This window comes from Hydrogenophaga borbori (genome assembly GCF_003417535.1).
GTDB classification, from domain to species: Bacteria; Pseudomonadota; Gammaproteobacteria; order Burkholderiales; family Burkholderiaceae_C; genus Hydrogenophaga; species Hydrogenophaga borbori.
On record NZ_QVLS01000005.1, the window covers coordinates 76,002 to 100,520 of the forward strand.

Below are 24,519 nucleotides of genomic sequence, written 5' to 3' on the forward strand. Positions count from 1 at the left end.
ATGACGGCATTGTCTGCTGCTCCGGTGGCTTCTGGCGAGCGTTTCGGCAGCACATGCCGGGGCCGCGGGGCTAGAGTGCCCCGCCATGAACCCCCACGACCTCATCTCCCAGGACCCGGACCCGCAGGAAACCGCCGAATGGCAGGAGGCCTTCCTGTCGCTGCTGCAGTCGCAGGGGCCCGCGCGCGCGCGCCAGATGCTCGATGGCCTGGTGGCGCTGGCGCGGCGCGAGCGCGTGGGCTGGCGGCCGCGGCTGAACACGCCCTACGTGAACACCATCGCGGCCGAGCAGCAGCCCCCGTTCCCGGGCGACCTCGCCATCGAGGAGCGCCTGGCTTCGCTCATGCGCTGGAACGCCCTGGCCATGGTGGTGCGCGCCAACCAGGCCCATGGCGAGCTGGGCGGGCACATCGCCAGCTACGCCAGCGCGGCCGACCTGTTCGAGACCGGCTTCAACCACTTCTTTCACGCGCGCAGCGAATCGCACGGCGGCGACCTGGTGTTCTTCCAGCCGCACAGCGCGCCCGGCGTGTACGCGCGCGCCTTTCTCGACGGGCGCCTGAGCGAGCGCGACCTGATGCACTACCGCCAGGAGATCGTCGCGCCCGGGCAGGGTGCGCGGGGCCTGTCCAGCTACCCGCACCCCTGGCTCATGCCCGACTTCTGGCAGTTCCCCACGGGCTCCATGGGCATCGGCCCCATCAGCTCGATCTACCAAGCGCGCTTCATGCGCTACCTCCAGCACCGAGGCCTGCTGGACACCGGCGGGCGCACCGTGTGGGGCGTGTTCGGCGACGGCGAGATGGACGAGCCCGAGAGCATGAGCGCGCTCACCCTGGCCGCGCGCGAGAAGCTCGACAACCTGGTGTGGGTGGTCAACTGCAACCTGCAGCGGCTCGATGGCCCGGTGCGCGGCAACGATCGCATCATCGACGAGCTGGAGCGCCTGTTCGCGGGCGCGGGCTGGAACGTCATCAAGCTGCTGTGGGGCAGCGACTGGGACGGTCTGTTCGCGCGCGATCCCGGCGGCGCGCTGGCGCAGGCCCTGGGCGACACGGTGGATGGCCAGATGCAGACCTTCGCCGCCAAGGACGGCCGCTTCAACCGCGAGAACTTCTTCGGGCAGAACCCGGCGCTGGCCGCGCTGGTGCAGGGCCTGAGCGACGAGCAGATCGATCGCCTCAAGCGCGGCGGGCACGACCTGGTGAAGATCCACGCCGCCTACGCCGCCGCCGTGGCGCACCGCGGACAGCCCACGGTGATCCTGGCGCACACCAAGAAGGGCTACGGCATGGGCGCCGCCGGCCAGGGCCGCATGACCACGCACAGCCAGAAGAAACTCGACGCCGACGACCTGCTGGCCTTTCGCGACCGCTTCGCGCTGCCGCTGAGCGACGAGCAGGCCACGGGCCTGGCCTTCTACAAGCCGGCCGAGGACAGCGCCGAGCTGCGCTACCTGCGCGAACGCCGCGCCGCCCTGGGCGGCGCCCTGCCGCGGCGCGAGACCGCGTGCGAGCCGGTGCCCGTGCCCGCCGCCGAGGCCTACGCGGGCTTCGCGCTGAACGCCGGCGGCAAGGAGATGAGCACCACCATGGCCTTCGTGCGCCTGCTGGGCAACCTGCTCAAGGACGGCGCGCTGGGTCCGCGCATCGTGCCCATCGTGGCCGACGAGGCGCGCACCTTCGGCATGGCCAACCTGTTCAAGCAGGTCGGCATCTACAGCAGCGTGGGCCAGCGCTACGCGCCGGAGGACATCGGCTCGGTGCTGAGCTACCGCGAGGCGCTGGACGGGCAGATCCTGGAGGAGGGCATCAGCGAGGCCGGCGCCATCGCCAGCTGGACGGCCGCGGCCACCAGCTACAGCGTGCACGGCCTGGCCATGCTGCCCTTCTACATCTACTACTCGATGTTCGGTTTTCAGCGCGTGGGCGACGCCATCTGGGCCGCGGCCGACCAGCGCGCGCGCGGCTTCCTGCTGGGCGCCACCTCGGGCCGCACCACGCTGGGCGGCGAGGGCCTGCAGCACCAGGACGGCAGCAGCCACCTGGTGGCCGCGACCATTCCCAACTGCAAGGCCTACGACCCGGCCTTCGCGGGCGAGCTGGCGCTCATCGTCGACGCCGGCCTGCGCGAGATGCTGGTGGAGCAGCGCGACGTTTTCTACTACCTCACGTTGATGAACCAGAACTATGCCCAGCCCGACCTGCCAGCCTCGGCGCGCGAAGGCGTGCTGAAGGGCGGCTACGTCTTCGGCCGCTTCGGGCCGGTGGACGGCGCGCCGCTCACGCTGCTGGGCTCGGGCGCCATCCTCACCGAGGTGCGCGGCGCGGCCGAGCGGCTGGCGCAGCAGGGGTTTTGCGTGCACGTGTGCAGCATCACGAGCTGGAGCGAACTCGCGCGCGAGGCGCAGGCCGCTGAAGCCGAGGGGCGCGACTCTTGGTTGGGCCAGGTGCTGGCCGGCACCGCCGGGCCGGTGCTGGCCGCGAGCGACTATGTGCGCGCCGTGCCCGAGGCGCTGCGCGCCTGGCTGCCGCCGGGCCGCGCCTACCGCACCCTGGGCACCGACGGCTTCGGCCGCAGCGACACGCGCGCGGCGCTGCGCGCGTTCTTCCAGGTGGACGCGGCCAGCATCGCCGAGGCGGCGCGGCGCGCAGGGCCGGCGCGCTGAGCGCCTTGGATCTTCACCGGACGGGCAGGCTGCTGCACAGCGCGTCGAGGCGCTGGCGGAGTTCCGCTGTCACGGTGATGGGCTTGTCGGCCTTGGTTTGCGTGTTGACATGCTGGATGAGGCCAAGCGCGGGCCACCAGGCGGGGTCCTTGTCGTCAACCTGGTGCTGGCGGGCCAAAAAATGCAGGGTGTCGGCGAAGTCGCGCTCCAGATCCCGGTTCAATGCGCGCTCCTCATCGGCGAGCGCATCGTCCGGGCGGCGGGCCCCCGCGTACACCCATGGATCGCTGGCGTCGTTGTTGCCGTACTGCAGGAGCACGCTGCCCACGGGCAGCCGGTTCACGTGGTCGCGCAGCGCCGACAGGGCGGTGCTCGCCAGCACGTGTTCCCCTTGCGGGTTCAGCCGGCCGATCCTGATCTCGGGCAGGGGTCGGGTCACGGGACCGCCGGGCGCTGAAGCGGCATTCAAGGCCGCGCAGAGCCTCAGGGAGGCCTGGCGCAGTGCGGCGGTATTGACCACGCCCTTCTTCTGTTGATCCAGAAGATTCAACACGTTCTTGGCGGCCTCGGCGACGTCGGGTCGTCCTTCGTCCCGGCTCAGGGTGGCATACATGGCAGCGACGCGCGCGCGTGTCTGCCGATGGGCCTGGGTGTAGCTGACCGGCTTGAACACGTCCCGCAGGGACTGGTACGCGGACCAGGCATTGGTGGCAAAGTACTCGAGGCCGCCCTTCTTGTGTCGGTGGATGTAGATGTAGTTGTTGCGGACCCCATGCTGGAGCACCGCGTTGAAGGACGTGGCGGCGGCGCCTGCGGCCCGCAGTTCGTTCTGGCTGGGCGCCAGGTTTTCTGGCGGGGGGGTGATGGGCTGGGCCGCGGTGCATTTGTGGTGCCAGCGGTCGGCAGAAGACATTCGGTGCATGGTCGGGACGGGCGTGGTGCCGGGCAGTCAGGAGGTGCGGACTGAGTGCGCGGCTCCGTGGCCGGGTTCCGGGCCTGGCCGAATGGCCGTTCGGCGCGGGTGGCCTGCCGGCCTTTCGGCGATCGCCCACGGTGGACAGCCCCGAACAGGCGCGATGATGCGGGGCCAGCGCCGCTGGCCGGCGTCCCCGCCCCCGCATGCCCCTGCAAACCATCCACATCCACCCCGCCGCGCCGGCCAAGCCCGCGCTGGGCGCGCCTTGCAATGGCTGCGGCGTGTGCTGCCTGGCCGAGCCCTGCCCCCTGGGTCGCGTGATATCGCGCCGTCGCCGGGGCGCTTGCGACGCCCTGCGCTGGGACGACGCGGCGGGTCTCTACCGCTGCGGCGCGATCAGCGACGCGCCAGGGGTGTTGGGTCCGCGCTGGGCCTGGGCGGCGCCGCTGCTGCGGCGCCTGGCGCGGCGCTGGATCGCCGCCGGCGTGGGCTGCGATGCGGCGATCGAGGTGGATCGGCCGGCGGCCAATGGGCCTGTGGCCTAGCGGTCACTTGAAGTACTTGCTCAGCTCATGGTCGAGGCGCTCGTCGGGGGAGACGGTGGTTCGGGCGCGTGTGGGGACCGGGGTGCGTGGGGGCTCGGGTTCGACCGTGGACGTGTCCGAATCGCTGGTGGTGCGGAGGTCGTTGTCGATCGTGAAAGCGGTATCGGTGCTTGGCTCGCCGGCCTCTTCCGCCAGGGCCTGTTTCAGTGCCTTCACGCATTGGCACAGTGCCGCGCTGTGTTGGAGCTTGTGGACGGCCCCGAGATGGGCCAGGTCGAAGAGGTTTCGGGCCGCTTGCTGAACCTGTGGTGAGTGCGGGGTGTGGAGGCCGTCCAAGCCCAAGGCATAGATGTAGCCGACGAAGTTTTGCCGCTGCTGTTTGCTTTTCCAGAGGGACCGAGTGGTCGATAGCCAATGCGTGCCTTGGCTGTTTTTCTTCAGATACAGCGTCTTGTTGGTGGGCAAGCCGTTTTTGCTTTGCGCGCCGAGGAAGGCGTCGAGCGCCGAGACCTTGGCCAGCGTGAGCGAGCCGCCCGCGCCGGGGTCCTGTATCGGGTGGTTCGCCACCGCGGCGTACTTGGGCTTGGCTGGGGCGTCGGCAGGCAGCTTGTGGTAAGGGGCGCGTGTGGTCTTGATCATGGCGGTTCGAAGGGTGGTGCGGGGGCGTCAGGCCACGGGCGTGCCTTGCGCTGCTGCAGCTTGTGGCTGTCTCTGCGTGGCGCGGCGCGAGGCCCGGGTTCCGCGATGGGCCGGATGGCGGAGGCCGCTGTCGCCGGCGCGGAACCGTGCCGCTGCGAGCGCTCACGGCATGGGTGAGCGTTCCCTTCGGTTTTTTCCAGCGGCCCAGGGGCCGAGGCGCGGGTGGGCCGCGCGCTTCAGCGCGCCAGCAGCACCGCCACGCCGATGGCCAGCAGCACCGCCGCTGCGATCAGCAACCGCGTGCGCACGCGCAGCAACTGCACCGCTTCCACCAGGCGCGCGTTCTGCTCGGCCAGCTCGCTGAGGGTCTGGGCCATCTGCTGCTGGGCGGTGGCCTGCTGGTCGATGAGCTGGCGCGCCTCGATGAGGTGCTGGCGCAGCTCGCCCAGGTTGGGTGTTTCGGCGGCCGGGTCCAGGGGCGTGCCCACGGGCGTGGGGGCGCTGGGCGCTTTCTGTTTGTCGAGCAGTTTGCGCGCGGCCGCGAGCACCTTGGGTGCGTGTTCGATCACGTCGCCCCAGGGGATGATTTTCAAGGCGGCGATCCAGGGGATGGGCATGGGGCTCCTTTCGGCCGGGCGGGCGTGGGGCCCGGCCGGCGGCCTCAAGGATCGCATGGGGGCTTGTCACCATGCGGCAAGCGGGCTCACTGCTCGTTGAACAGCGTCTCGGGCGGGTTGGTCGTGGGGGGCGACGCCGGATCCACCGGTGGCGCCGCTGGGGTGGCTGGCGGTGTGGGCGTCTGCCTGGACCGAAGGCTGGGCCGTGGCACGCGCTGCGGCTTCAACGGGCCTCGAGGGCTGGTCGGCGGAGGCTGGTCGGGCGGCGTGGGGCTGGTGGGCGTCGACTGGGACTTGCTGGTCCGCAGGCTTTCCTCCGGGATGGGTTCGACGTTGGACCTGGGCCGATCCGACTGGGCGCCTGGTGGGGCGGGTTCCTCGGACGGCTCCAGGGTCGATGGCCGGTCCCGGCCCACAGGCAAGAGTGGCAGTTGCAGGGTAGGGGCGCCAACTTGGGTATGGGGCGATGCGAGGGACTTTTCCGGGGGAAACATCAGGTCTTGAAGGTCAAGCAGCGCCTGCTCCCGCTTCTGCTTTTGCTTCAGCTTCTGTTGGTCCAGGTAGGTCTGTCTGATCGGGTTCAGATTCTGTCGGGCGACCTGCTTGACCGGCAGCCGGGCCACCCTGCTGGTTTTGACCTTTCTGGGCGTGCCGCCCGAGTTGGGGGGCGAGCTCTCCTCGCTCAGCGAGACCGTCGTTTGCGACGCGGTGCTGCTCTCGTCTTCATCCGTCGGCGGGTGCCGTGGCGATCTGTCCGTGTTCGACCGGGGCGTGTGCGCGCTCGGCTGCCGTGGCGTCGACGCCGTTGAGCGCGGCGCGACCTGGGCGCTTTCCATCCGCTTGAGTTGCTGCAGCAGTTCGGGGGTGCAGGGCAGGCCGAACACCTGGGTGCTGTCGCTCGCGCACAGCCTGCCGAGATCCTGGGCCGCTCGCTGGGCTTCGCGCGGCGCTGAAGGCAGCTTGAGCCAGGAGGTGGTCAGGCCCTTCAGCTGCGCGGTGGCGCCCTGGTGCTGGGTCTGCTTGAGCTTGCGCGGCTGCGTGGCGCGGGTCTGCGGGTCTTCGTGCCGAGAGTCGAACTTGGTGGTGATGTAAGGCTGCGCGGTCCGATCGGACGAGGGGGCGGTGGTCTTCAGGTAGAGCACCCGGGGCTGCTGGTCTTTCTCGGTCTTGTTCACCGCGGCCTCGACCACCTGGCGCAGGGGCGTCGCCTGGGCCTGGCCGGGCAGCGCGGCATCGAGCTTGTATTGTTTGGGGCTGGAGCGGGAGATCATGGAGAGGGCGCGCGTGGCGCTGCGGAGTGGAAAACCCCTCTCGGTGGCAGCCGCCGCGGCGCGAAATCCTCAAGGACGCCTATCCGAGAGCGGCACCGCCCGGCCGCTTCCTGCTATCGAAGCGCGAGCTCAGGCCGGCTGGCGCCGCAGCAGGAACACCCCCAGCAGCGCCACGCCGACCAGCAGCGCCGGGAAGCCCAGCGTGGGCGACCACTGCAGCGCCGCCGCGCCCAGCGCGGGCGCCAGCACGCCGCCGAGCGTGTAGCTCATCACCAGCACGGCGGTGCTGTTCACCAGGGTGATGCCTTGCTCGCGCGAGCCGATGTCGATCATCGCCAGCGTGTAGAGGCAGCCGCCCGCGCCGCCCCACACGAAGGCCACGGGCGCGGCCAGCCAGGGCGTGTTCGCGACGAAGGGGATCAGCAGCGTGCCGAGCAGCGTGATCCAGGCGCAGCCGCGCATGAGCAGCAGGCGCGCGGCGCGCTCGTCGCCCCAGCGCTGGCGCGGGTGGTGCGCCAGGCGGTCGGACAGCACGCCAGCGGGCAGCATCATCAGCGCACTGCCCAGCCCGCTGGCCGAGACCAGCAGGGCCGAGACCACCGCGCCCAGGCCCAGGGCCAGGCCATACAGCGGCAGGATGGACGTGAGCCCGCTTTCGAAGAAGCCACCGACGAAGCCCACCGTCATGATCAGCGGGTGCGCGGCCAGCGCGTGCCACACGCCGCCCAGGCCCACGCGGGCCTCGTGCGCGTCGGCCGCGGGCGGCACGCGGGGGATCAGCAGGCTCCAGGCCAGGCCGATGGCCATGCAGCCGAAGGCGAGCCAGATCGCGGTGTCGCTCTGCGGCCCCACCCAGGCCAGCATCAGCGGGCCGAGCACGAAGGTGACGCCGACCAGGGTTTCGAAGATGCCCACGTAGCGGCCGCGCTGGCCGGGCGGCGCGAACTCGGCCACGATGGCCTCGGCCAGCACCCAGCGCAGGCCCGAGGCCATGCCGGCGATGAGCTTGAGCCCGAACCACAGCGGCAGCCAGGACGAGAGCGCGAAGCCCATGGTGGCCAGCGTGGGGATGAGCGCCGACAGCCACAGCGTGGGCCGCCTTCCCAGCGCGCGCGTGACGGACGAGGCGAAAGGCACCATGAGGAAGATGCCGAACCAGCCGCTGGCCGCGAACACGCCGGCCAGGGCGGTGGACTCGCCGCCGTCCTTCAGGCGCAGCAGCAGCAGGGGCGTGAGCATGAAGTAGCCCACGAGCTCGAAGAAGGTGGCGCCAAAGATGGCGACCAGGCCCAGGCGGGCGTGGGCCGGCGGCGCGGCGGGCGCTCGGCCGCCGGCGGGCAGCGGGTGTTCGCTCATGCCTGGCCTCTGGCCGCCAGCACCGCCTCGGCCACGTCGGCGAAGCCCTGGCCCCGTTCGCGCGGGGCCACGTAGCGGGGGTGGTGCGCGAGCTGCGCCCAGAAGCGCGCGATGTTGGCCACGCCCACGCTGTGCGGGAAGCGCGCGAACATGGCGGCGTCGTTGGTGGAGTCGCCCACGTAGACCCAGTGATCGATCTCGGCGTCGAGGTCGCGCCCCAGGCGCTCGCGCAGGATCCAGCGCGCGCCGCTGAGCTTGTCGTGCGCGCCGATCCAGCCGTTGACGTGGATGGAACTCACGGTGGCGGTGAGGCCTTCGTCGCGCAGGATGCCGAGTGCGCGCGCGATGTCGGCCTCGCCCAGGTGGGCGTGCTCGCTGTGGTCGATGGCGATGTCGGTTTCGCGGCCCGCGCTGTCGGTGGCCAGGCGCGCCTGAGGCAGCTCGCGCAGTACACGCGCGGCGGCGGCCCGCAGGCGGGTGAGGTTCGCGGCGCGGGTGGCCGCGTCCTGCGCGTAGGCCTTGCGCAGGCGCCCGCCGTCGTTCCACAGCGCCACGGCGCCGTTCTCGGCCACGATGGCGTCGACCGGCCAGCTCAGCGCGAAGGGTTTGCTCCAGCCGGCCGGGCGGCCGGTGACGGCGAACACCGGCAGGCCGGCCGCGCGCAGGCGGAGCAGTGCCGCGCCCGCCTCGGGCGCCAGCGCCCCCTCGGCCGTGAGGGTGTCGTCGATGTCGGTGAGCACGCCATGGATGCGCGCGCGCTCGTGCGGGGGCCAGTCGGCCAGCGGGGTGGGTTGCATGGAGGGGCGGCAGTTTCTCACAGGGGCCGCACCGGCGTGGTGCCACTGGGAGGGGATATCCCCACGCCAGAAAGGAGGCCGAGTAGAATGCCGGCCCATCCGAGGAGCGTTGCAGCGCCCCACCCGCACCGAGCGGGCCGCGGGCGTGAGGCTCGGACCCTTCAACCGGCAACCACGCTCATCCACTGCACGTGCGATGGGTTCCCTCGTCTCCCTTCCCGCGCGGTGGCTTTCAACGTTTTGGAGCGCCACATGAATGCACGAATCAACCCCACCGCCGACTGCGTGATCGCCGACATCGGCCTGGCCGACTGGGGCCGCAAAGAGATCAAGATCGCCGAGACCGAGATGCCCGGCCTGATGGCCATCCGCGAAGAGTACGCGGCCAAGCAGCCGCTGAAAGGCGCGCGCATCACCGGTTCGCTGCACATGACCATCCAGACCGCGGTGCTCATCGAGACGCTGCAGGCCCTGGGCGCGCAGGTGCGCTGGGCCTCGTGCAACATCTTCTCCACCCAGGACCACGCGGCCGCCGCCATCGCCGCCGCCGGCACGCCGGTCTTCGCCGTCAAGGGCGAGACCCTGGTCGACTACTGGGACTACACGCACCGCATCTTCGACTTCGGCGCCAAGGGCACGGAAGGCGAAGGCCCCAACATGATCCTCGACGACGGCGGCGATGCCACGCTGCTCATGCACCTGGGCAAGCAGGCCGAGAAGGACCCCTCCGTGCTGGCCAAGCCCGGCAGCGAGGAAGAGCGCATCCTGTTCGCGGCCATCAAGGCAAAGCTGGCCGAGGACGCCACCTGGTACAGCCGCAAGAGCGCGCAGATCATTGGCGTGACCGAGGAGACCACCACCGGCGTGCACCGCCTGAAGGAAATGTCGGTCAAGGGCTCGCTGATGTTCCGCGCCATCAACGTCAACGACTCGGTCACCAAGAGCAAGTTCGACAACCTCTATGGCTGCCGCGAGTCGCTGGTCGACGGCATCAAGCGCGCGACCGATGTGATGATCGCCGGCAAGGTGGCCGTGGTGGCCGGCTACGGCGACGTGGGCAAGGGCTCGGCCCAGGCGCTGCGCGCGCTGAGCGCACAGGTGTGGGTGACCGAGATCGACCCCATCAACGCCCTGCAGGCCGCGATGGAAGGCTACCGCGTGGTGACCATGGAGTACGCCGCCGACAAGGCCGACATCTTCGTCACCACCACCGGCAACCGCGACGTCATCACCTTCGAGCACATGGCCGCCATGAAGGACCAGGCGATCGTCTGCAACATCGGCCACTTCGACAACGAGATCCAGGTTGCCAGGCTGGAAGAGAAGTGCCAGTGGGAAGAGATCAAGCCCCAGGTGGACCACGTGATCTTCCCGGACGGCAAGAAGATCATCCTGCTCGCCAAGGGCCGGCTGGTGAACCTGGGCTGCGGCACCGGTCACCCCAGCTTCGTGATGTCCTCCAGCTTCGCGAACCAGACCATCGCGCAGATCGAGCTGTTCACGCACCCCGAGGGCTACGACGTGGGCAAGGTTTACGTGCTGCCCAAGCACCTGGACGAAAAGGTGGCGCGCCTGCACCTGAAGAAGGTCGGTGCCCAGCTGACCGAGCTGAGCGACGAGCAGGCCGCCTACATCGGCGTGCCCAAGCAAGGCCCGTACAAGCCGGACACCTACCGCTACTGATCGCCGCCGTGCGCGCCGACCAGTTGCTCGTCGAGCGTGGTCTGGCGGCGTCGCGCTCGCAGGCCCAGCGGCTGATCGCGGCCGGCGTGCGCTGGCGCGCCGGTGGCGGCTGGCGGCCCGTGGCCAAGAACGGCGACGAGCTGCCCGCCGGCGCCGAGCTGGAGCTGCTGGACGCGGCCGAGGCGCGCTACGTCTCGCGCGGCGGCCTGAAGCTGGAGGGTGCGCTGGCGCACACCGGCGTCGATCCGCGCGGCCTGCACGCGCTCGACGTGGGCCAGAGCACCGGCGGCTTCACCGATTGCCTGCTGCAGCGCGGCGCGGCCCAGGTGGTGGGCGTGGACGTGGGCAGCGGCCAGCTCAACGCGCGCCTGCGCGGGGATGCGCGGGTGATCGTCATCGAGCATTGCAACGCGCGCGATTTGACGGCTCAGCGCCTGCGCGAGGCCGGGGCCGAGCCGCCTTTTGACCTGATCGTCGGCGACCTGTCCTTCATCTCGCAGACCCTGGTGTGGCCCGCGCTGGCGCCGCTGCTCAAGCCCGGCGGCCACGGCCTGGTGCTCGTCAAGCCGCAGTTCGAGCTGCAGCCCGAAGACATCGGCAAGGGTGGCCTGGTGAAGGACGCCGCCTCGTACGCGCGGGTGCGCGAGCGCATCACGACCGCGCTGCAAGGCCTGGGCCTTGAGCCGCTCGACTATTTCGACAGCCCCATCGCCGGTGGCGATGGCAACCGCGAGTTCTTCGTCTTCATTCGGAAACCGGCATGAACCTGCCCATCAGCTTCGAATTCTTCCCGCCCAAGACGCCCGAAGGCGCGCAGAAGCTGCGCGCCGTGCGCCAGCAGCTCTACGCGCGCGCGCCGCTGTTCTGCTCCGTCACCTACGGCGCCGGCGGCTCCACGCAGGAGGGCACCTTCGGCACCGTGCGCGAGATCCTCGCCGAGGGCGTGGACGCGGCCTCGCACTTCTCGTGCATCGGCGCCACGCGCGCCGGCGTGCGCGAGCAGCTGGCGCAGCTCAAGGCCATGGGCGTCAAGCGCCTGGTGGCGCTGCGCGGCGACCTGCCCAGCGGCTATGGCCTGGGCGGCGAGTTCCACTACGCGAGCGACCTCGTGGCCTTCATCCGCGCCGAGACCGGCGAGGACTTCCACCTGGAGGTGGCGGCCTATCCCGAGGTGCACCCGCAGGCCCGCTCGCCCGAGGCCGACCTCAAGGCGTATGTGACCAAGGTCCGGGCCGGCGCGCATTCGGCGATCACGCAGTACTTCTACAGCGCCGATGCCTACTTCCGCTTCGTCGACGAGGCGCGCGCCCTGGGCGCCGACATTCCGGTGGTGCCCGGCATCATGCCCATCACCAGTTCCACGCAGCTCATGCGCTTCTCCGATGCGTGCGGGGCCGAGATCCCGCGCTGGATCCGGCTGCGCCTGCAGGCCTACGGCGACGACACGGCCTCGATCAAGTCCTTCGGCCTCGACGTCGTCACGTCCTTGTGTGAGCAATTGCTTCGCGGCGGGGTGCCGGGCCTGCACTTCTATACGATGAACCAGAGCGCGGCGACGCTGGAGATCCTGCGCCGCCTCGACGCCCGCTGATGGCCCCCTGCCCCGCATGACGCCCACCCGCCTCGCCGCCCTGGCCGTGCTCGCCGTCGCCCTCGTGGGCTGCGCGAGCCGCGGCGGGCCGCCGGGCGAGGACTGGGGCGCGGACGGGCCGGCCGCGCACGAGGCGCGCGAGATCGGGCGCGGCAACGCCTCGTGGTACGGCGAGCCGCACCATGGCCGGCGCACCGCGAACGGCGAGGTCTTCGACATGAACGAACTCACCGCTGCGCACAAGACCCTGCCATTCGGCACGCGCGTGCGCGTGGAGAACCCGGCCACGGGGCAGGCGGTGGTGGTGCGCATCAACGACCGCGGGCCGTTCGCGCCGGGGCGCGTGATCGACCTCAGCCGCGCGGCGGCCGAGCGCATCGGCCTCATCCGCGCGGGCGTGGCGCCCGTGGTGCTCTACACCGATTGAGCGGGCCGCCGGTGGCCGCTCAGCGCTCGTCGTAGCTGACGACGACCCGGTCGGTGGTGGGGCGGGCCTGGCAGCTCAGCACGAAGCCCTGTTCGGTTTCCCAGGGCTCCAGCGTGAAGTTCTTCTCCATCTCCACCTGGCCTTCCATGACCTTGGCGCGGCAGGTGCAGCACACGCCGCCGCGGCAGGACCAGGGCAGGTCCAGGCCGGCCTCCAGCGCCACGTCGAGCACGCGCTGGTCGCGGCCCATGCGCAGTTCGTGCGGTTTGCCGTCGAGCACCACGGTCAGGGCCACCTCGCCCTCGGCCTGGGGCGCGCGGCCCAGCTGCACGCGCTCGCGCTCGCCGCGCGGCAGGGCCTCCAGCGTCGGCGAGGTGAAGCGCTCGGTGTGGATGCGCTCGGGCTTCACGCCGGCGCCCAGCAGGGCCTGCTCGGTGGCCTCGATCATGGCCTCGGGGCCGCAGACGAAGACCTCGTCCATGCTGGGCACGGGCAGCAGGGCGGCGATGAGGGCGCGCACCTTGTCGCCGTCGATGCGGCCTTCCAGCAGCGGCACCTCCTGCGCCTGGCGCGAGAGGATGTGGATCAGCGTGAGGCGGTCGCGGTAGCGGTCCTTCAGGTCTTGCAGGGCCTCGTTGAACATCACGCTGGCCATGCGCCGGTTGCCATAGACCAGGGTGAACTTGGCGGTGGGCGATTCCTCCAGTGTGCTGGTCATGATGGACAGGATGGGCGTGATGCCCGAGCCCGCCGCGAAACCCACCCGGTGCAGGGCGCGCGGGCGGTGCACGGTGAAGCGGCCGTCGGGCGGCATCGCCTGCAGCGTGTCGCCGGCCTTCAACCGCGTGGCGGCCCAGTTGCTGAACACGCCGCCGTCGACCGGGCGGATGCCCAGCGTGAGCTCGCCCTTGCTGGTGTACAGGCTGCGTGGGCTGCTGATGGAGTAGCTGCGCCGCACGTCCTGGCCGTCGATGAGCGCGCGCACCGTGAGGAACTGGCCGGGCTCGAAGGCGAAGGCGCCGCGCCGCTCAGCGGGCACGGCCAGGGTGACGGCCACCGAGCCCGCGGCCTCGGGGCTCACGCGTGCAATGGGCAGCTCGACGAATCCGCGGGGGCTGGTGCTCATGGTCAGTAGGGCTTGAAGAGGTCGAAGGGTTCGAGGCAGTCCAGGCAGCGGTAGAGCGCCTTGCACGCGGTCGAGCCGAAGGGCGAGGTTTGTGTGGTGTGGGTGGAGCCGCAGCGCGGACAGGGCACGGGCTGGCCGGCGGCGCGGCGCGCGAAGCCCACCACCTGGGCGCCGGCCTGCGCGGCGCGGCCATTGGGCGGCGCGATGCCGTAGGCGCGCAGCTTCTCGCGCGCGGCGGGCGCCATCCAGTCGGTGGTCCAGGCGGGCGAGAGCTGCGTCACCACGCGTGCGGCGATGCCGCTGTCGCGCAGCGCGGCGCGGATGTCGTCCTCGATTTGCCCCATGGCCGGGCAGCCGCTGTAGGTGGGCGTGATGACCACCTCGGCCACGCCGTCCCCGCCCCGGCGCACCTCGCGCAGGATGCCCAGCTCGGCCAGGCTCACCACGGGGATCTCGGGGTCGCTCAGGTGCGCGATGGCCGCGCGCACGGCGTCCAGCGAAGGGGGGTCGCGCAGCGCCGCGTCCATGGCCTCACCACACGGCCTGGGGGTGTTCGCGGGCCAGGCTCTGCATTTCGGCGAGCAGGAAGCCCATGTGTTCGGAGTGCAGGCCGCGCTTGCCCTGCGTCACGTAGCCGCCGTCGGCGGGGCGTCGCAGCGTGGCCTCGGCCAGCACCTCGTCCAGCAGCGCATCCCAGGCGGGCTTGAGTTCGGCGAGGGCCACGCCAGTGCCGTTGGCCACGGCGGCGGACTCGGCCTCGTCGCCGGTCCAGAACTCCTGGGTGTGCGGCATGAGGTGGTCCAGCGCGGCCTGCGCGCGGGCGCGGCTCTCATCGGTGCCGTCGCCCAGGCGCACCAGCCAGTCGCCGGCGTGGCTCAGGTGGTAGCGCACCTCTTTGAGCGACTTGGCCGCGATGGCGGCGAGCTGCGGATCGGCGCTGGCCTGCAGGCGCTCCCACCACAGGTTCATGAGCGCGGCGTAGAGCACGTTGCGCACGGTGGTGGTGGCGAAGTCGCGGTCGGCGCGCGCGGGGCCGGCGAGCGGGCCGTGGTGCGGCAACTCCAGCAGCGTGAAGTTGCGGAACTCGTGCGTGGCGCGGAAGTAGGCCAGGCTGTCTTCGGTCAGGGCGCCGTCGGCGCGCGCGCCTTGCAGGTGGGCGAAGCGCTGGGCCTGCGCGGGCTCGGCGTTGATGCACCGGGCCGCGTGCTGGTAGAGCAGGCGCGCCTGGCCCAGGTGGTCGAGCGCGTGGTTGGCCAGGGCCAGATCCTCTTCCAGGATGGGCCCGTGGCCGCACCACTCGGCGTTGCGCTGGCCGAGCACGAGGGCGTTGTCGGCCAGGTGCAGCAGGTAGTCGACGGGAGCGGAGTCGCCTGCCCCCACGCGGCCCACGTCGTGTGGTGCGCTGCCCCCCGAGGGGGTGCCGGCTGGCTTGGAGCGGTCCTGCGCGGCGCCCATCACATGTGCCCCACTTTGTCCGGGATGTCGTAGAAGGTCGGGTGGCGGTAGACCTTGTCGGCGGCGGGATCGAAGAAGGCGTCCTTCGAATCCGGTTCGCTCGCGGCGATGCTGGCCGAGGGCACGACCCAGATGCTCACGCCTTCCTGGCGGCGCGTGTACACGTCGCGCGCCATCTGCAGGGCGTGGCGCGCGTCGCTGGCGTGCAGGCTGCCGCAGTGCTTGTGCTCCAGGCCCTGCTTGCTGCGGACGAAAACCTCCCACAGAGGCCATTCCTTGAGGGCTTTGGCGTCGCTCATTGGTAGACCTCCGCGCGGCGCGCTGCGGTGCGAGCCCCTTCGGGCGGTCGTGCGGTGCTCATGCGGCCTCCTTCATGGTGCGTTGTGCTTGCTTGCGCGCGTGGGCCAGGGCGGCCTCGCGCACCCAGGCCCCGTCTTCCCAGGCCTTCACGCGGGTGGCCAGGCGCTCCTTGTTGCAGGGGCCGTTGCCATTCACCACCTGCCAGAACTCGTCCCAGTCGATGGCGCCGAAGTCGTGCTGGCCGCGCTCGGCGTTCCACTTCAGCTCGGGGTCGGGCAGGGTGACGCCCAGCACCTCGGCCTGCGGCACGGTGGCGTCGACGAATTTCTGGCGCAGCGCGTCGTTGCTGATGCGCTTGATGCCCCAGCGCATGCCCTGCACGCTGTTGGGGCTGTTGTCGTCGGGCGGGCCGAACATGGCCAGGCACTTCCACCACCAGCGGTTCACCGCGTCCTGCACCATGGCCTTCTGCTCGTCCGTGCCCTGCATCATGGTCAGGAGCGATTCGTAGCCTTGGCGCTGGTGGAAGCTCTCTTCCTTGCAGACGCGGATCATGGCGCGCGCATAGGGGCCGTAGCTGCAGCGGCACAGGGGAATCTGGTTCATGATCGCCGCGCCGTCGACCAGCCAGCCGATCACGCCCACGTCGGCCCAGGTGAGGGTGGGGTAGTTGAAGATGGAGCTGTACTTGGCGCGTCCGCTGTGCAGCGCCTCGACCATCTGGTCGCGGCTGGTGCCCAGGGTCTCGGCTGCGCTGTAGAGGTACAGGCCGTGACCGCCCTCGTCCTGCACCTTGGCCAGCAGGATGGCCTTGCGCTTGAGGCTGGGCGCGCGGCTGATCCAGTTGCCCTCGGGCAGCATGCCCACGATCTCGCTGTGCGCGTGCTGGCTGATCTGGCGCACCAGGGTCTTGCGGTAGGCCTCGGGCATCCAGTCGCGCGGCTCGATCTTGCCGTCGGCGTCGATCACGGCATCGAAGTGGGCCTGCAGGGCGGGGTCGGCGGCGGCCGGCACGGCCTGGGGGCCGGGGGCGGTGCCGTCGGGCACGTTGAAGGATTGCGTGTACATGCGCGGTCTCCTCGGCGGGTGGGGCTCTGGCTGCGCAGTGTACCAAGTTAGCCGACCGGCCGGTCGGTTAATTTTTTTGCCGCGATGGAGGGGCCTGTGGCCCGTCCGCGCCGGGCCGCGCGGCTCAGCCCGAGTGTTCCAGCGTGTGGCCCTGGCCGCGCCCGCGGCCCAGCGCTTCCACCAGCAGCGGCAGGGCCTCGGCCAGCCCGGCGTGCAGGGTGTGCGGCGGGTTGATCACGAACACGCCGCTGGCCGTCAGGCCCGGGCGCTCGTCCGGGCCCAGGGGCGGGTGGCCCACGGCCAGCGTGGCGTGCAGCCAGGGGCGGCCGGCGCGCTGGGCGTGGCCGCGCAGCTTGCGCGGCAGGTCGTGGGCCTCGGCGCGCGGGATCACCGGGTACCAGACCAGGTAGGTGCCGGTGGCGAAGCGCTTCAGCGAATCCTGTATGCAGGCGCTCACTTTGGCGTAATCGCTCTTGATCTCGTAGCTGGGATCGATCAGCACCATCGCCCGGCGCGAGCCCTTGGCGTCGGCGGGCGGGGGCAGCAGGGGCTTGAGGCCCTCGAAGCCGTCCTCGCGCTTGACCACCACCGCGCGGCCGGCGTCGAGCTGGGCGATGTTGGCCGACAGGGTTTTGCCGTCGGTCGGGTGCAGCTCGAACAGCTTGAGCCGGTCGCGCGATTCGGCGCGCATGAGGCGCTCAATCACGAAAGGCGAGCCGGGGTAGACCCGCAGCGAACCCGAGGGATTGAAGCCCGCCACGAGGTCGAGGTAGTCGTCGATCAGCGGGGTGGTCTGCACGGCCGGCGCGCCCGTGGCCGGCCGACAGGCGGCAAACAGCCGCACCACGCCGTTCACCGCCTCGCCCCCCTTGTCGGCGAAATCGCCGTCCAGCCGGTACAGGCCCGCGCCAGCGTGGGTGTCGATCAGGGTGATGGCCGGTTCCTTGAGCTGCAGGTGGCGCAGGGTGGCGATCAGCAGCAGGTGCTTGAGCACGTCGGCGTGGTTGCCGGCGTGGAAGGCGTGGCGGTAGGAGAACATGGGCCGGCGATGGTAGCGCCGGATTTGCCGCCCCGGCGCCGATTTCGTACAATGGCGGGCTTCGCAGCGTTTTCCTGTGGCCCCGCGGCGAAGTGCAAACCTCCACCTAAGAGGGTTCCACCAGAGAACCGCCGACCGTGGAAAAGGGCCGCCAAACCCTCGCTATCAGGTTCAACATGACCAAAACGTTCAGCGCCAAGCCCGCTGACGTGAAGCACGAGTGGTTTGTGATTGACGCGACCGACAAGGTCCTCGGACGAGTTGCCAGTGAAGTGGCTCTCCGACTGCGCGGCAAGCACAAGGCCATTTACACGCCTCACGTCGACACGGGTGACTACATCGTCATCATCAACGCAGCCAAGCTGCGCGTGACCGGCACCAAGTCCACCGACAAGATGTACTACCGCCACTCGGGCTTCCCGGGCGGTATCTACGCGACCAACTTCCGCGACATGCAGGCCAAGCACCCCGGCCGCGCGCTCGAGAAGGCCGTCAAGGGCATGCTGCCCAAGGGTCCTCTGGGCTACGCCATGATCAAGAAGCTCAAGGTCTACGGCGGCGCGGAGCACCCGCACACCGCTCAGCAGCCGCAAACGCTGGACATCTAAGGAGCCCTGAATGATTGGTGAATGGAACAACGGCACCGGCCGTCGCAAATCCAGCGTCGCCCGCGTGTTCCTCAAGAAGGGCAGCGGCAAGATCACGGTCAACGGCAAGGAGATCCAGCAGTTCTTCGGCCGCGAGACCTCGATCATGATCGCCAAGCAGCCGCTCGTGCTGACCGACAACGTCGAGACCTTCGACATCCAGGTCAACGTGCACGGCGGCGGTGAGTCGGGCCAGGCCGGCGCTGTGCGCCACGGCATCACCCGCGCGCTGATCGATTACGACGCGAGCCTCAAGCCCGCGCTGTCGCAAGCCGGCTTCGTGACCCGCGACGCCCGCGAGGTGGAACGCAAGAAGGTCGGCCTGCGCTCTGCGCGGCGCCGCAAGCAGTTCAGCAAGCGCTGATCGCCTTCGCGAAACGCCCCCCAGAAACCGCCTGCAAGTCCGCTTGGGGCGGTTTCTGCTTTCTGGGGGCTGTTTTCTTTTGCTTGCAGTTGAGAGGTTTGCATGCGATTGCGCTTCGGACGTAGACGCTGGTCGGCAGGCGCCCCGCGCATGTCGATCCGCAGTGCCCTGCCCTGGCCACTGCGCTGGCTTGGGGCTGCCGTCATGCTGGGCCTGTGTGCGGCGCTGGCGCTGTGGGCCTTCGAGTTCGGCAAGGACATCGCCGGCCTGGACCGCCACGCGCGCGACGAGCTGGAGCGCCTGCGCTCCGAGGTGGTGGGCCTGCGCGAAGAACTGGCGTCGCGCAGCGCGGTCGACCACACCGCCGAGAGCCGCCTGACCATCGAGCGCGCCCTGCAGGACCAGCTGCGCGTGCAGATCCGCCAGCTGGAGGCGGACAACCAGAGCCTGCGCAACGACCTCGGTTTCTTCGAGCGCCTCATCCCCGCGGGTGGCGACGCGCTCGCCATCCGCGGCCTGCAGGCCGAACGCCTGTCGGCCACACAGTGGCGTTGGCAGGTTCTGATGATCCAGGCCGCGCGCAAGGCGCCAGACTTCAAGGGTGCGCTCGAGATCGTCTTCACCGGCACGCTGGCCGGCAAGCCCTGGTCCGCGAAGCACGCCCCCGCACCGCAACCGGTGCTCGTCAAAGGCTACCTGCGGCAGGAAGGCGTTGTTGATCTGCCCGCGCAGGCCGTTGTAAAAACCGTGACCGCCAAGCTCCTCCAGGGCAGCGCGGTGCGGTCGGTTCAGACCTTCGATCCCTGATCGAGGGCCGTCGACAGGAGATCACGCATGTTCGCCAAACCCAAGCAGCCCCCGATCAAGAGCCTGATCGCGCAGGGCACCCGCATCCAGGGCGACCTGCTGTTCGCCGAAGGGCTTCGTATCGACGGCGAGGTCGTGGGCAACGTGCGGGCGGCGGTGGACGGCGCCAGCCTGCTGATCGTGAGCGAGGTGGCCTCGGTGCAGGGCTCGATCGAGGCCGACCACGTCATCATCAATGGCCACGTCAAGGGCCCGGTGCTGGCGCGCCAGCTGCTGGAGCTGCAGCCCAAGGCGCGCATCGAGGGGGATGTGTCCTACCGTGCGATCGAGATGCACCAGGGCGCCACCATCGAAGGCCAGCTGCGCCCCATGGCCGGCGACGGCGCCGAGGAAAAGCCCACACTGAAACTGGCGGCAAACCACCGCTGACGGGCCTACCCGAGCGGCGTACCGTACCATTCGTGGTATTCGCGGGTTCCCAGCCCGCCCCTTACGAGAGGAATCCCCATGAGTGCCGTGGCCGAGAACATCCAGACCGACATGCCCGCGCCGCTGGTCTTCACCGACAGCGCCGCCGCCAAGGTGGCCGAACTGGTGGCCGAAGAGGGCAATCCCGACCTCAAGCTGCGCGTTTTCGTGCAAGGCGGCGGCTGCTCGGGCTTCCAGTACGGCTTCACCTTCGACGAGGTCGTCAACGAAGACGACACCTCCATGAGCAAGAACGGTGTGACCCTGCTGATCGACGCCATGAGCTACCAGTACCTGGTGGGTGCCGAGATCGACTACAAGGAAGACCTGCAAGGTGCCCAGTTCGTGATCAAGAACCCCAACGCCACCACCACCTGCGGCTGTGGCTCGAGTTTCAGCGTCTGAGACCCGCTGTTTGCCGGCCATGAAAAAAGGGAGCCACTGGCTCCCTTTTGTTTTGGGCGGGGCCTTGCGGCTCCCGCGGGGCTCATCGGCCTGAGTCGGTGCTGGCCAGGGCCTGCTGCAGGCGGCCGGCGGCGGCGAGCTCCTGCTGCTGGGCCTGGGCGACCTGGTTGAAGGCGCTGCGCAGGTTCTCGGGCAGCTTGATGGCCTCGCTTTGGCGAGCGATCACCAGCGGGTCGCGGTGCTCGCCGTTGTCGCGGAACTCGAAGTGCAGGTGCGGTCCGGTGGACATGCCGGTGGTGCCGACGTTGCCGATGAACTCGCCCTGGCTCACGCGCTGGCCGGTGCGCACGCCGATGCGGCTCAGGTGCGCGAAGACCGTCACCTGGTTGTTGCGGTGGCGCACGTAGATGACGTTGCCGTAGCCGCGCTGCACCCCGGCGAACTCGATCACGCCGTCGGCCACCGTGCGCACCGGCGTGCCGGTGGGGGCGGCGTAGTCCACGCCCAGGTGGGCGCGCTGGCGGCCGAGCACCGGGTGGAAGCGCATGCCGTAGCCGCTGCTGACGCGCGAAAACTCCAGTGGCGAGGACAGGAAGTAGCGGCGCTTGCTGTCGCCGTTGAAGCCGTAGTAGCCGCCCTTGACGCCGGGCGCCTCGAACCACACCGCCTCGTGCGGGCGGCCGTCGTTGACGAACACCGCCGACAGGATGCGGCCGGTCTTCATCGGCTCGCCTTCGGCGCTCAGGGTTTCATAGACGACCTGGAAACGGTCGCCCTTGCGCAGGTCGCGGCGGAAGTCGATGTCGCTGGCGAACATCTCGGCGAGCTGCACGGCCACCGCGTCGGGGATGCCCGCGGCGTCGGTGGAGGCGAACAGGGAACTGCGGATTTCGCCGCTGGCCAGGCGCGAGGCGGCCTCCAGGGTGCCGGGTTCGAGCCGGGCGCTCAGGCCGTTGGCGCCCCGCTCGACCACCAGGCGCAGAAAGCCGCGATCGTTCTTCGGATCGGGCCAGCGGGCGGTGAGGCGCTGCAGCACCTGCTGCGGGGTGGCCTCGGCGTGCACCAGGCGGCTCTGGCGCGAGGCCAGCAGCTGGCGCGCCAAGGGGTTGCGGGCCAGAAAGGCCTGGGCCTCACCGTCGTTCACGCCCAGGCGCAACAGCAGCGACTGGGGGGTGTCGTCGTTGCGCGTGGTGTCGCTGCGGTACAGGGTCCAGGGCTGGGGGCTGGCGAGCACCGGACGGGCCTCGGGGGGCAGGTCGGCGCTGGCGGGAATGGCGGCGTACAGGGGAGTGGCGGTCACCGGCAGGGCTTCCACCACCTGGCGCACCGGCAGGTCGGCGGCGTCGGGCGCCAGCGGCGCGATACCGAAGGCGGTGACCCCGGTGCCGAGGAGGAGGACGCCGATGCCCCCCATGACGCGACGGGGGTGCTGGGCAATCGATTCAGCGATCTGTTGGCCCCATTGGGCCGCGGCGTTCAAGGTCTGGCGTATCAAGGTCGGTCATCCATGAAAGGGCCGGTGGGGGCACAGGGCCTCACACCGGCATCCAGGGAGTGAGCGGGCAGCGACGCGAGAAGTTCACGCCACGGGCCGGGCTTTACGTGGGTGCGGGAGCGTGTGCAAAAAGCACGCCAACTAAAATCCGGCGATAGCCGGCAAGTGTAGCGGGCTGGCGATCCGTCCCTATCGGAAAAAACACGTATGAATAACGGCTTATCTATTCCCACCTTGCCGGACAGCCCCACCAGCGGCGGCGAGGCCCTGACGGACGGCGTGCGACACGCCCTGGCGGTCACCCGCCGGGGCTGCGAAGAATTGATCCCCGAGGCGGACTGGGCGCAAAAATTGTCACGTGCCGAGCGCACCGGCACGCCGCTGCGCATCAAGCTCGGCCTGGACCCGACGGCGCCCGACATCCACATCGGCCACACCGTGGTGCTCAACAAGATGCGCCAGCTCCAGGACCTGGGGCATACAGTCATTTTTCTTATTGGCGACTTCACCAGCCTGATCGGCGATCCCTCGGGCCGCAACAGCACGCGCCCGCCGCTCACGCCCGAGCAGATCAAGGCCAACGCCGAGACCTACTACAAGCAGGCCAGCCTGGTGCTGGACCCGGCGAAGACCGAGATCCGCTACAACAGCGAATGGAGCCTGCCGCTGGGCTCCATGGGCATGATCCAGCTCGCGGCCAAGTACACCGTGGCGCGCATGATGGAGCGCAACGACTTCCACCAGCGCTTCACCGCCGGCACGCCGATCAGCGTGCACGAGTTCCTCTACCCGCTGATGCAGGGCTACGACTCGGTGGCGCTCAAGAGCGACCTCGAGCTCGGTGGCACCGACCAGAAGTTCAATCTGCTCATGGGCCGCCACCTGCAGGCCGAGTACGGCCAGGAGCCGCAGTGCATCCTGACCATGCCGCTGCTGGAGGGATTGGACGGCGTGGACAAGATGTCCAAGAGCAAGAACAACTACATCGGCATCACCGAGGACGCCAACACCATGTTCGCCAAGGTGCTGAGCATCTCCGACGAGCTGATGTGGCGCTGGTACACGCTGCTGTCCTTCCAGTCGATGGGGGCGATCGAGGCGCTCCAGCGCGAGGTGGCGGGCGGCCGCAACCCCAAGGACGCGAAGGTGATGCTGGCCAAGGAGATCACGGCGCGCTTCCACAGCGCGGCGGCGGCCGAGGCGGCCGAGCAGGACTTCATCAACCGCTCCAAGGGCGGCGTGCCGGTCGAGATTCCCGAGGTGTCGCTGACGGGCGCGCCGCTGGGCATCGCGGCCCTGCTCAAGTCGGCCGGCCTGGCGCCGTCGAGCAGCGAGGCCAACCGCCTCATCGATGGCGGCGGCGTGCGCGTGGACGGCTCGGTGCTGAGCGACAAGGGCCTGAAGCTCTCCGCCGGCACCTACGTGGTGCAGGTCGGCAAGCGCAAGTTCGCGCGCGTGACGCTGGGCTGAGCCGATCCGGCGCCGGGCCGCCCCAAGCCGGATCAGCGCCCTTGGGGCGGCGACCCGCGCCGCGGCGCAGCGTGGGGGGTGGACGTCAGCGAGCGCCGGCCTTTTCCAGCATCGCGACCATGGCCGCGTAGCCGCGTGAGCGGGCCAGCGCCAGCGGCGTGTGGCCGCTGCGGTCGGCCAGTTGCAGCTTGGCGCCTGCATCGATCAGGGCCTGCAGCGTGGCCTGGTGGCGCGGGCCGCCGTCGCCCAGCACGACGGATTCGATGGCGGCCGTCCAGTGCAGGTTGTTCACGTGGTCCAGCGGCGCACCGGCCGCGATGAGCTGGCGCACCACGCCTTCATGGCCCAGGTGCGCCGCCGCGATCAGCGCGGTGCCGTCGTAGCGGCTGGTCACCAGCTTCGCGCTCGCGCCGCCGGCCAGCAGCAGGCGCAAGGTGTCTTCGTCGTCGGCCACGGCGGCGATGGTGACGGCGTCGTAGCGCCCGTGCTCCAGGGCAGCGTGGTTGGCGCCGGCCTGCAGCAGCGCCCGCACCGCCTCGCGCTGGCGCGCGAAGGTGGCCACGTGCAGCGGCGTGCGGCCAGCCCCGTCGGTGGCGTCGATGGCCGCGCCAGACTTCAGCAGCCGCGCGATGGCGGCCACATCGCCGCGCTGCGCCGCGGCGTGCAGGCCCTGGTAGGCCGCGACCTCGCCGGGCGAGGGCGGCACCTGGGCCCGCGCGGCGCCCGCGGCCGCGGTGGCCAGCGCCAGCGACAGCAGCGCGCGCCGCTTCATTGCAGGGCCGCTTTCACCTGCTCCAGCGCGGCCATGGCGCACTGCTCGTCCAGGTGGCCGCCGGGCGCGCCGCCCACGCCCACGGCGCCGATCACGTCGTTGCCCGCGCGCACCGGCACGCCGCCGCCGAGCAGCAGGTAGCCGGGGATGTCCTTCAGGTTGGCCGCGGCGGGGTTCTTCTGCGAGGCCTCCATCATGGCCAGCGTGGTGTTGCGCGCGGAGGCCGAGGTGTAGGCCTTCAGGCGGCTGGCCTCCAGGGTGTGCGGGCCGGCGTTGTCGGCGCGCTGAACGGCGCGCACGTTGCCGGCGCGGTCCACCACGGTGGCGGTGACGGCATAGCCGCTGGCGCTGCAGGCGGCCACGGTGGCGCTGGCGATCTGGTTGGCCAGCGCCAGCGAGACGTTGCGCTCGCTGAGGACGGCGCCGCTCTGGGCCTGGGCGAGGGCGCTGGCACCGATCAGAGCGAGGGCCAGGGCGGTGCGGATGGGGGTGTTCATGAAGCGGGTCTCCGTGAAGGCGTTGCGGTTCGATCAACCGTGCCCGCACTGTAGGAAGCGCCCGCCGCGCGCACCATTCGCGCGGCTACGGGCGCG

Annotated in this window: 27 protein-coding genes and 1 riboswitch; of the genes, 12 read left to right on the forward strand and 15 right to left on the reverse strand. The window is 70.3% G+C overall.

All coding sequences use genetic code 11. From position 1 onward, the window contains the following. Positions 1 to 85 precede the first annotated feature (85 nt). Entirely contained in the window at positions 86 to 2,668 is a 2,583-nt protein-coding gene (gene mdeB / locus DY262_RS09275) for an alpha-ketoglutarate dehydrogenase (RefSeq protein WP_116958640.1), read from the forward strand. Positions 2,669 to 2,681: 13 nt separating this feature from the next. Here the strand turns inward: mdeB and DY262_RS09280 are convergent, their stop codons facing one another. Then, entirely contained in the window at positions 2,682 to 3,581 is a 900-nt protein-coding gene (locus DY262_RS09280) for a hypothetical protein (protein ID WP_116958641.1), read from the reverse strand. A gap of 206 nt (positions 3,582 to 3,787) precedes the next feature. Here DY262_RS09280 and DY262_RS09285 point away from each other — a divergent pair, with 206 nt between their 5' ends. Next, positions 3,788 to 4,129, forward strand: coding sequence for a hypothetical protein (locus DY262_RS09285; protein WP_116958642.1), 342 nt, complete (start codon positions 3,788 to 3,790; stop codon positions 4,127 to 4,129). 3 nt (positions 4,130 to 4,132) lie between these two features. Here the strand turns inward: DY262_RS09285 and DY262_RS09290 are convergent, their stop codons facing one another. The 5 genes from DY262_RS09290 to DY262_RS09305 all read right to left on the reverse strand — a co-directional run bounded on the left by DY262_RS09290 (position 4,133) and on the right by DY262_RS09305 (position 8,809). Further along, the gene (locus DY262_RS09290) at positions 4,133 to 4,768 is read right to left on the reverse strand and encodes a hypothetical protein (protein WP_116958643.1); all 636 of its coding nucleotides are present in this window, start codon (positions 4,766 to 4,768) and stop codon (positions 4,133 to 4,135) included. A gap of 236 nt (positions 4,769 to 5,004) precedes the next feature. Continuing rightward, complete coding sequence (locus DY262_RS09295; RefSeq protein ID WP_116958644.1) at positions 5,005 to 5,385, reverse strand: hypothetical protein; 381 nt, start codon at positions 5,383 to 5,385, stop codon at positions 5,005 to 5,007. 86 nt (positions 5,386 to 5,471) lie between these two features. Further along, complete coding sequence (locus DY262_RS21585) at positions 5,472 to 6,656, reverse strand: hypothetical protein (RefSeq protein ID WP_147326199.1); 1,185 nt, start codon at positions 6,654 to 6,656, stop codon at positions 5,472 to 5,474. A 129-nt stretch (positions 6,657 to 6,785) separates the two neighbouring features. Beyond that, positions 6,786 to 8,012, reverse strand: coding sequence for an MFS transporter (locus DY262_RS09300; RefSeq protein ID WP_116958645.1), 1,227 nt, complete (start codon positions 8,010 to 8,012; stop codon positions 6,786 to 6,788). Then, positions 8,009 to 8,809, reverse strand: coding sequence for an HAD-IIB family hydrolase (locus tag DY262_RS09305; protein WP_116958646.1), 801 nt, complete (start codon positions 8,807 to 8,809; stop codon positions 8,009 to 8,011). The genes DY262_RS09300 and DY262_RS09305 overlap by 4 nt, the downstream gene beginning before the upstream one ends. 95 nt (positions 8,810 to 8,904) lie before the next feature. Then, positions 8,905 to 8,996: riboswitch (S-adenosyl-L-homocysteine riboswitch) on the forward strand. 65 nt (positions 8,997 to 9,061) lie between these two features. Here DY262_RS09305 and ahcY point away from each other — a divergent pair. The 4 genes from ahcY to DY262_RS09325 are packed head-to-tail and all read left to right on the forward strand — an operon-like array spanning position 9,062 to position 12,510. Continuing rightward, complete coding sequence (ahcY, locus tag DY262_RS09310; protein ID WP_116958647.1) at positions 9,062 to 10,492, forward strand: adenosylhomocysteinase; 1,431 nt, start codon at positions 9,062 to 9,064, stop codon at positions 10,490 to 10,492. An 8-nt stretch (positions 10,493 to 10,500) separates the two neighbouring features. Next, a complete protein-coding gene (locus DY262_RS09315; RefSeq protein WP_116958648.1) occupies positions 10,501 to 11,256 on the forward strand; it encodes a TlyA family RNA methyltransferase in 756 nt (251 codons plus the stop codon). After that, positions 11,253 to 12,083, forward strand: a complete 831-nt coding sequence (gene metF, locus DY262_RS09320; RefSeq protein WP_116958649.1) for a methylenetetrahydrofolate reductase [NAD(P)H] — start codon at positions 11,253 to 11,255, stop codon at positions 12,081 to 12,083. Before DY262_RS09315 ends, metF begins: the two co-directional genes overlap by 4 nt. 16 nt (positions 12,084 to 12,099) lie before the next feature. Then, positions 12,100 to 12,510, forward strand: coding sequence for a septal ring lytic transglycosylase RlpA family protein (locus tag DY262_RS09325; RefSeq protein ID WP_116958650.1), 411 nt, complete (start codon positions 12,100 to 12,102; stop codon positions 12,508 to 12,510). A gap of 19 nt (positions 12,511 to 12,529) precedes the next feature. On the opposite strand, the gene DY262_RS09330 is transcribed toward DY262_RS09325, so the two are convergent. The 6 genes from DY262_RS09330 to DY262_RS09355 all read right to left on the reverse strand — a co-directional run bounded on the left by DY262_RS09330 (position 12,530) and on the right by DY262_RS09355 (position 17,498). Then, on the reverse strand, positions 12,530 to 13,636 hold the full coding sequence (locus tag DY262_RS09330; protein ID WP_116958651.1) for a 2Fe-2S iron-sulfur cluster-binding protein: 1,107 nt from the start codon (positions 13,634 to 13,636) through the stop codon (positions 12,530 to 12,532). A 2-nt stretch (positions 13,637 to 13,638) separates the two neighbouring features. After that, positions 13,639 to 14,163, reverse strand: a complete 525-nt coding sequence (gene paaD / locus DY262_RS09335) for a 1,2-phenylacetyl-CoA epoxidase subunit PaaD (RefSeq protein ID WP_116958652.1) — start codon at positions 14,161 to 14,163, stop codon at positions 13,639 to 13,641. 4 nt (positions 14,164 to 14,167) lie between these two features. After that, entirely contained in the window at positions 14,168 to 15,091 is a 924-nt protein-coding gene (gene paaC, locus DY262_RS09340; protein WP_245980910.1) for a 1,2-phenylacetyl-CoA epoxidase subunit PaaC, read from the reverse strand. Further along, complete coding sequence (gene paaB, locus DY262_RS09345; protein WP_116958653.1) at positions 15,091 to 15,390, reverse strand: 1,2-phenylacetyl-CoA epoxidase subunit PaaB; 300 nt, start codon at positions 15,388 to 15,390, stop codon at positions 15,091 to 15,093. The genes paaC and paaB overlap by 1 nt, the downstream gene beginning before the upstream one ends. A 58-nt stretch (positions 15,391 to 15,448) precedes the next feature. After that, entirely contained in the window at positions 15,449 to 16,459 is a 1,011-nt protein-coding gene (gene paaA / locus DY262_RS09350; RefSeq protein ID WP_116958654.1) for a 1,2-phenylacetyl-CoA epoxidase subunit PaaA, read from the reverse strand. Positions 16,460 to 16,583: 124 nt separating this feature from the next. Further along, positions 16,584 to 17,498, reverse strand: a complete 915-nt coding sequence (locus DY262_RS09355; RefSeq protein WP_116958655.1) for a 23S rRNA (adenine(2030)-N(6))-methyltransferase RlmJ — start codon at positions 17,496 to 17,498, stop codon at positions 16,584 to 16,586. Between the two features lie 176 nt (positions 17,499 to 17,674). Here DY262_RS09355 and rplM point away from each other — a divergent pair, with 176 nt between their 5' ends. The 5 genes from rplM (at position 17,675) to erpA (ending at position 20,189) form a co-directional block, all read left to right on the forward strand. Next, positions 17,675 to 18,106 (forward strand): 50S ribosomal protein L13, encoded by a 432-nt coding sequence (gene rplM / locus DY262_RS09360; RefSeq protein WP_070400385.1) that lies wholly within the window; start codon positions 17,675 to 17,677, stop codon positions 18,104 to 18,106. Positions 18,107 to 18,116: 10 nt separating this feature from the next. Beyond that, on the forward strand, positions 18,117 to 18,509 hold the full coding sequence (rpsI, locus tag DY262_RS09365) for a 30S ribosomal protein S9 (protein WP_070400384.1): 393 nt from the start codon (positions 18,117 to 18,119) through the stop codon (positions 18,507 to 18,509). Between the two features lie 102 nt (positions 18,510 to 18,611). Continuing rightward, a complete protein-coding gene (locus tag DY262_RS09370) occupies positions 18,612 to 19,316 on the forward strand; it encodes a DUF6776 family protein (RefSeq protein WP_116958656.1) in 705 nt (234 codons plus the stop codon). A gap of 27 nt (positions 19,317 to 19,343) precedes the next feature. Continuing rightward, positions 19,344 to 19,745: a bactofilin family protein gene (locus DY262_RS09375; protein WP_116958657.1), complete on the forward strand. Its 402-nt coding sequence runs from the start codon at positions 19,344 to 19,346 to the stop codon at positions 19,743 to 19,745. A 78-nt stretch (positions 19,746 to 19,823) separates the two neighbouring features. Next, on the forward strand, positions 19,824 to 20,189 hold the full coding sequence (gene erpA / locus DY262_RS09380) for an iron-sulfur cluster insertion protein ErpA (protein WP_116958658.1): 366 nt from the start codon (positions 19,824 to 19,826) through the stop codon (positions 20,187 to 20,189). 82 nt (positions 20,190 to 20,271) lie between these two features. On the opposite strand, the gene DY262_RS09385 is transcribed toward erpA, so the two are convergent. Next, positions 20,272 to 21,669, reverse strand: coding sequence for a M23 family metallopeptidase (locus DY262_RS09385; protein WP_245980912.1), 1,398 nt, complete (start codon positions 21,667 to 21,669; stop codon positions 20,272 to 20,274). A 222-nt stretch (positions 21,670 to 21,891) separates the two neighbouring features. On the opposite strand from DY262_RS09385, the gene tyrS reads away from it, so the two are divergent. Then, positions 21,892 to 23,154, forward strand: a complete 1,263-nt coding sequence (gene tyrS, locus DY262_RS09390; RefSeq protein ID WP_116958660.1) for a tyrosine--tRNA ligase — start codon at positions 21,892 to 21,894, stop codon at positions 23,152 to 23,154. A gap of 85 nt (positions 23,155 to 23,239) precedes the next feature. Here the strand turns inward: tyrS and DY262_RS09395 are convergent, their stop codons facing one another. Further along, entirely contained in the window at positions 23,240 to 23,926 is a 687-nt protein-coding gene (locus tag DY262_RS09395) for an ankyrin repeat domain-containing protein (RefSeq protein ID WP_116958661.1), read from the reverse strand. Further along, positions 23,923 to 24,423 (reverse strand): GlcG/HbpS family heme-binding protein, encoded by a 501-nt coding sequence (locus tag DY262_RS09400; protein ID WP_116958662.1) that lies wholly within the window; start codon positions 24,421 to 24,423, stop codon positions 23,923 to 23,925. Before DY262_RS09400 ends, DY262_RS09395 begins: the two co-directional genes overlap by 4 nt. Positions 24,424 to 24,519 lie beyond the last annotated feature (96 nt).

What these genes read in the sequence shown, in the direction of transcription:
- mdeB (WP_116958640.1), top strand. Translation starts at nt 86, where the DNA reads ATGAACCCCCACGACCTCATCTCCCAGGACCCGGACCCGCAGGAAACC.
- DY262_RS09280 (WP_116958641.1), bottom strand. Translation starts at nt 3,581, where the DNA reads ATGTCTTCTGCCGACCGCTGGCACCACAAATGCACCGCGGCCCAGCCC.
- DY262_RS09285 (WP_116958642.1), top strand. Translation starts at nt 3,788, where the DNA reads ATGCCCCTGCAAACCATCCACATCCACCCCGCCGCGCCGGCCAAGCCC.
- DY262_RS09290 (WP_116958643.1), bottom strand. Translation starts at nt 4,768, where the DNA reads ATGATCAAGACCACACGCGCCCCTTACCACAAGCTGCCTGCCGACGCC.
- DY262_RS09295 (WP_116958644.1), bottom strand. Translation starts at nt 5,385, where the DNA reads ATGCCCATCCCCTGGATCGCCGCCTTGAAAATCATCCCCTGGGGCGAC.
- DY262_RS21585 (WP_147326199.1), bottom strand. Translation starts at nt 6,656, where the DNA reads ATGATCTCCCGCTCCAGCCCCAAACAATACAAGCTCGATGCCGCGCTG.
- DY262_RS09300 (WP_116958645.1), bottom strand. Translation starts at nt 8,012, where the DNA reads ATGAGCGAACACCCGCTGCCCGCCGGCGGCCGAGCGCCCGCCGCGCCG.
- DY262_RS09305 (WP_116958646.1), bottom strand. Translation starts at nt 8,809, where the DNA reads ATGCAACCCACCCCGCTGGCCGACTGGCCCCCGCACGAGCGCGCGCGC.
- ahcY (WP_116958647.1), top strand. Translation starts at nt 9,062, where the DNA reads ATGAATGCACGAATCAACCCCACCGCCGACTGCGTGATCGCCGACATC.
- metF (WP_116958649.1), top strand. Translation starts at nt 11,253, where the DNA reads ATGAACCTGCCCATCAGCTTCGAATTCTTCCCGCCCAAGACGCCCGAA.
- DY262_RS09325 (WP_116958650.1), top strand. Translation starts at nt 12,100, where the DNA reads ATGACGCCCACCCGCCTCGCCGCCCTGGCCGTGCTCGCCGTCGCCCTC.
- DY262_RS09330 (WP_116958651.1), bottom strand. Translation starts at nt 13,636, where the DNA reads ATGAGCACCAGCCCCCGCGGATTCGTCGAGCTGCCCATTGCACGCGTG.
- paaD (WP_116958652.1), bottom strand. Translation starts at nt 14,163, where the DNA reads ATGGACGCGGCGCTGCGCGACCCCCCTTCGCTGGACGCCGTGCGCGCG.
- paaC (WP_245980910.1), bottom strand. Translation starts at nt 15,091, where the DNA reads ATGGGCGCCGCGCAGGACCGCTCCAAGCCAGCCGGCACCCCCTCGGGG.
- paaB (WP_116958653.1), bottom strand. Translation starts at nt 15,390, where the DNA reads ATGAGCGACGCCAAAGCCCTCAAGGAATGGCCTCTGTGGGAGGTTTTC.
- paaA (WP_116958654.1), bottom strand. Translation starts at nt 16,459, where the DNA reads ATGTACACGCAATCCTTCAACGTGCCCGACGGCACCGCCCCCGGCCCC.
- DY262_RS09355 (WP_116958655.1), bottom strand. Translation starts at nt 17,498, where the DNA reads ATGTTCTCCTACCGCCACGCCTTCCACGCCGGCAACCACGCCGACGTG.
- rplM (WP_070400385.1), top strand. Translation starts at nt 17,675, where the DNA reads ATGACCAAAACGTTCAGCGCCAAGCCCGCTGACGTGAAGCACGAGTGG.
- rpsI (WP_070400384.1), top strand. Translation starts at nt 18,117, where the DNA reads ATGATTGGTGAATGGAACAACGGCACCGGCCGTCGCAAATCCAGCGTC.
- DY262_RS09370 (WP_116958656.1), top strand. Translation starts at nt 18,612, where the DNA reads ATGCGATTGCGCTTCGGACGTAGACGCTGGTCGGCAGGCGCCCCGCGC.
- DY262_RS09375 (WP_116958657.1), top strand. Translation starts at nt 19,344, where the DNA reads ATGTTCGCCAAACCCAAGCAGCCCCCGATCAAGAGCCTGATCGCGCAG.
- erpA (WP_116958658.1), top strand. Translation starts at nt 19,824, where the DNA reads ATGAGTGCCGTGGCCGAGAACATCCAGACCGACATGCCCGCGCCGCTG.
- tyrS (WP_116958660.1), top strand. Translation starts at nt 21,892, where the DNA reads ATGAATAACGGCTTATCTATTCCCACCTTGCCGGACAGCCCCACCAGC.
- DY262_RS09395 (WP_116958661.1), bottom strand. Translation starts at nt 23,926, where the DNA reads ATGAAGCGGCGCGCGCTGCTGTCGCTGGCGCTGGCCACCGCGGCCGCG.
- DY262_RS09400 (WP_116958662.1), bottom strand. Translation starts at nt 24,423, where the DNA reads ATGAACACCCCCATCCGCACCGCCCTGGCCCTCGCTCTGATCGGTGCC.